The 3,697-nt window shown below is 40.5% G+C and carries 3 protein-coding genes; all 3 read left to right on the top strand.

The window, feature by feature from the left end; translation table 11 throughout:
* Positions 1 to 159: 159 nt before the first annotated feature.
* From C4B57_05085 to C4B57_05075, 3 genes are read left to right on the top strand one after another with little or no spacing between them, the layout of a single operon-like run.
* Complete coding sequence (locus C4B57_05085; protein PXF54981.1) at positions 160 to 1,134, top strand: glycosyltransferase family 2 protein; 975 nt, start codon at positions 160 to 162, stop codon at positions 1,132 to 1,134.
* A gap of 28 nt (positions 1,135 to 1,162) precedes the next feature.
* Positions 1,163 to 2,404 carry a hypothetical protein gene (locus tag C4B57_05080; protein PXF54980.1) on the top strand — a complete coding sequence of 414 codons (1,242 nt, stop codon included), beginning with the start codon at positions 1,163 to 1,165 and terminating at the stop codon, positions 2,402 to 2,404.
* 29 nt (positions 2,405 to 2,433) lie between these two features.
* Positions 2,434 to 3,582 carry a hypothetical protein gene (locus C4B57_05075; protein PXF54979.1) on the top strand — a complete coding sequence of 383 codons (1,149 nt, stop codon included), beginning with the start codon at positions 2,434 to 2,436 and terminating at the stop codon, positions 3,580 to 3,582.
* Positions 3,583 to 3,697: the final 115 nt, after the last annotated feature.

Here is a 3,697-nt window from a genome sequence, read left to right as displayed (position 1 = left end):
GGGGTGGAATAAGGCTCTTATGACAATGAATCTCAATAATCAGCATTTCCAGAAAGTCCAGAGGGGCATAAGGCCAAAATTTGGCCGAATCGAAATCTTCGGCTGATATGATTTACGGGACACGCTCGATAGCGTGATTATAATGGAGTCTAAAGAAAAATGGATTCTAAACCCCAACCTTTCGTTAGTATAGTAACACCGGTATATAATACAGAAAAGTATATTGCAGAGTGTATTGAGAGTGTGTTGTCTCAAACTTATACGAACTGGGAATATATAATTGTTGATAATCAAAGTGTGGACAAGACCAATGAGATAGCTCAATATTATGCAGAAAAGGATAAAAGGATCCGCATTTACAATAATGAAAATTTCTTGAATATGATGCAGAACTGGAATCATGCAATAAGCCAGATTTCCCCAAAAAGTAAATACTTCAAAGTTGTGCATGCAGATGATTGGCTTTTCCCAGAATGTATAGAAAAAATGGTAGAAGTTGCTGAAGAGAACCCGTCTGTCGGTATTGTCGGGTCATATCGGCTTGATGAAAATAAAGTAAATCTGGATGGTCTCCCATATCCAAGTCATGCTTTGCCGGGCCATCAAGTCTGTCGCTTGATATTGCTTCACGGCCTCCATTTATTCGGGTCTCCAACGTCGCTCTTAATTCGGTCCGATCTCGCATTAAATCGTGAAAAATTTTATAATGAGTCGAATATTCAGGCAGATACAGAGGTTTGTTTCGATATATTGCAAAACAATGACTTCGGGTTTGTCCATCAGGTCCTGACCTTTACGCGGAGACATAACGAAACAGTCAGTTATTTTGCAACTGAGCTTGGAACTTGGAGACCGGCAAAGCTATTGATCTTAAAAAAATATGGCCGCATTTATCTTACTGAAGAAGAGTTCGATGAAGTTTATAAAACCGCATTTAACCAATATTATAGATTTTTAGGGTTGCATCTTTTCAGGCTTAGAAAAAAAGAGTTCAGACAACGGAGAAACGAGTTTTACACCTATCATAAAAAAGCCCTTGAAGATCTTGGATATCCGGTATACTGGGGTAAACTTTTCAAGGCATCATTGGTTGTTTTGTATAATCACATTCTAAGTCAGTTAAGAATTGGCTAAGAAAAGTGTTTTCAAATTTCATAATTATATGAAAATATTATATATTGCATATCGCATTAATGCACCTGACGGTTCAGCAATTCATTGCAGAGAATTCCTGCGAAATATTCGTCAATTAGGTCACGAAATTCAGACCTTTCCTCCCATTAAAGAAAATGTTCGTACCCGTCCAATAAACAGCAAAAAGGTTCCAAAAAACTTTTTTTATTATCTTAAGAAAATAAACCATAGAATAATTGTATATTATCTGCAAAGATTAATTGGACGAGAGTCAGAGTTTCTCTTAATGACTTCTGGATTAGTAGACTCTGTTCTCTATTATTATGCATTAAGAAGTATTAGAAATAGGTATATGCCTGATATAATAATTTATCGGAATCAAATATTTCAATTTGCTCCCTTTTGGTTAAGTAAATACTTTAAGATTCCAATATTACTTGAAATTAATGCTCTTCGTTCAATAGAAGCAACCATTATCAATAAACAGAATCGAGTAACCTCCATTACCAGATGGGCAGAACGTATGGCGATTCAATCAGCAGACACTTTGTTCTGTGTATCAAAACAAATGAAATATTGTCTTGGTAATTTCAGACAGAGATCTGAAATATATGTTATTCCCAATGGAGTGGATACAAACAAATTTGATCCTGAGAAATATGATAAACAATTAATGAAGAAAAAGCTCGGATTGAGAGAAAAGACAATATTAGGTTATGTTGGCTCATATAAAACATGGCACGGTGTTGATATTGCTATCCGTACTATTGAAATGATGGCAAAAACAACAAAAATGTCATATCATTTGCTGTTAATCGGAAACGGAGAGGGTTTTGATAGAATCAAGGCACAAATAGAAGAAAAAAATCTAACATCTGGTGTTACCCAAATTGATTCCGTAGCCCATGAAGAGATACCGCAGTATATTGCCTGTTTTGACTATGCACTTATGAGCTATCCAGACATGAAGTCGTTTCACGGTTCCCCTTTAAAAATGTTTGAATACATGGCAATGGGAATACCGGTTGTGGCAACGGCAGTTGGCCAAATAAAAGAGATCCTTAGGCATAGGGAGACAGGAATACTTGTTTATCCGCCGACTCCGGAGAATTATGTCAAGGCTATACTTGATGCCGATCAGGACCCAGAGCGTCTTCGGAGAATAGGAACGAGTGCCAGGAGATTAATCGTTGAAAAATACAGTTGGTTGAAGAACGCGGAAAAAATAATTGAGGTCTGTAACGGACTCCTGGCAGAGAGGAAGAGATGAGGTTCAGGTGGGCGTGAGCAGACCTTTCATTGCTATATTCGAGGAATGGATTGAATATTGTTCTTTATGTCAATAGTTTTTTACCTACGATAGGAGGGCGGGAACTTGTAGTACACTATCTGGCGGGTGCGCTCAGGGAAATCGGGCACCAGGTGCGTGTGGTAGGGCCTGCCGGATGGTGGTCCCAGCGTAAGGTTAGGTTTGGGTATCCCCTGCACAGGTGGCCTACCTTAAGAGGGAGATTTGTGGAACAGGTGCAATTATTGCAGTTATTATTGGATACCGCCATTTGGGGGTGTGATATTATTCATCATAATACGTATCCGACAGGCTATATTGCCGCTCGGCTTAAAAGAATCAGAGACCTTCCCCTGGTTGTCACCCCGCACGGGGAAGACATCAATATTGTTTCGGAACTAGGCTTTGGGATGAGGCTTAATACTGCTGTAGGGCCGAAAATAAATTATACTCTGGAAAGGACCGAGATGCTGACCGCAATAAGTGCTGGCATTGAAGCTTCATTAGTAAATGCCGGGGCCTTGAGGGAGAAGATCCGTCGAATTCCTAATGGAGTGGACGTGGAACGGTTTCAGAAACCGGCTGTGGCAGCGGATATCCGAAAATGGCTAAAACTCCCAGCAGAATCCCGGGTGATTTTAACCGTAGGTAATTATCGCCCCTGCAAGGGACATGAGGTCTTGATTCGTTCCATGCCCTTGATTCTGTATGCAGAACCTAATATATATCTTGTTATTGTCGGACGGGGTACCGATAAGTTACGGCCTCTTCTAAGAGAACTGGACCTGGATGAGAAAGTAAGACTGACCGGATCAATCAGTTTCCCGGCAGTTGCTTCTTGGGGCCAATCTCATTCAGTCAATCATTCTCCGGATTGGCTCGCTTGCCTGTATCGCAGCAGTGAAATGTATGTTTCTGCAGGTATGGATGAGGGTGCTGAAGGCCTTTCCCTTGCCGTGCTTGAGGCTATGGCCGCTGGTTTGCCGGTAGTTGCCACCAATATTTCTGGCAATAAAGATATAGTTATCCATGGCGACAATGGGTTCCTGGTTCCTCCGGCCGATCCAAGCAAGTTGGCCGAAACCGTGTTGCTCTTGCTTAAGAGCAATGATATTAAGTTTCGACTCGGGCGAAAAGCAAAGGAAATCGCGGTAGTGTAAAATATCTTGTGTGAATTTTGAATGGGTAGAAAAAAGGCACTTTTCCTTGTAAGAGTTATCATCAACAAAAAATCAAACCGAAAGGAGAAGTGCCATGAACGTAGAAATCAGTGTA

It is taken from the genome of Deltaproteobacteria bacterium, assembly GCA_003194485.1.
Lineage (GTDB): Bacteria > Desulfobacterota > Dissulfuribacteria > Dissulfuribacterales > UBA3076 > UBA3076.
The sequence above is the reverse complement of the archived record's forward strand: the minus strand, read 5'-3'. Positions and strand labels throughout refer to the sequence as shown.

Bases quoted from the DNA above. Each gene is read 5' to 3' on its own strand.
- C4B57_05085 (PXF54981.1), top strand. From the start codon at position 160: ATGGATTCTAAACCCCAACCTTTCGTTAGTATAGTAACACCGGTATAT.
- C4B57_05080 (PXF54980.1), top strand. From the start codon at position 1,163: ATGAAAATATTATATATTGCATATCGCATTAATGCACCTGACGGTTCA.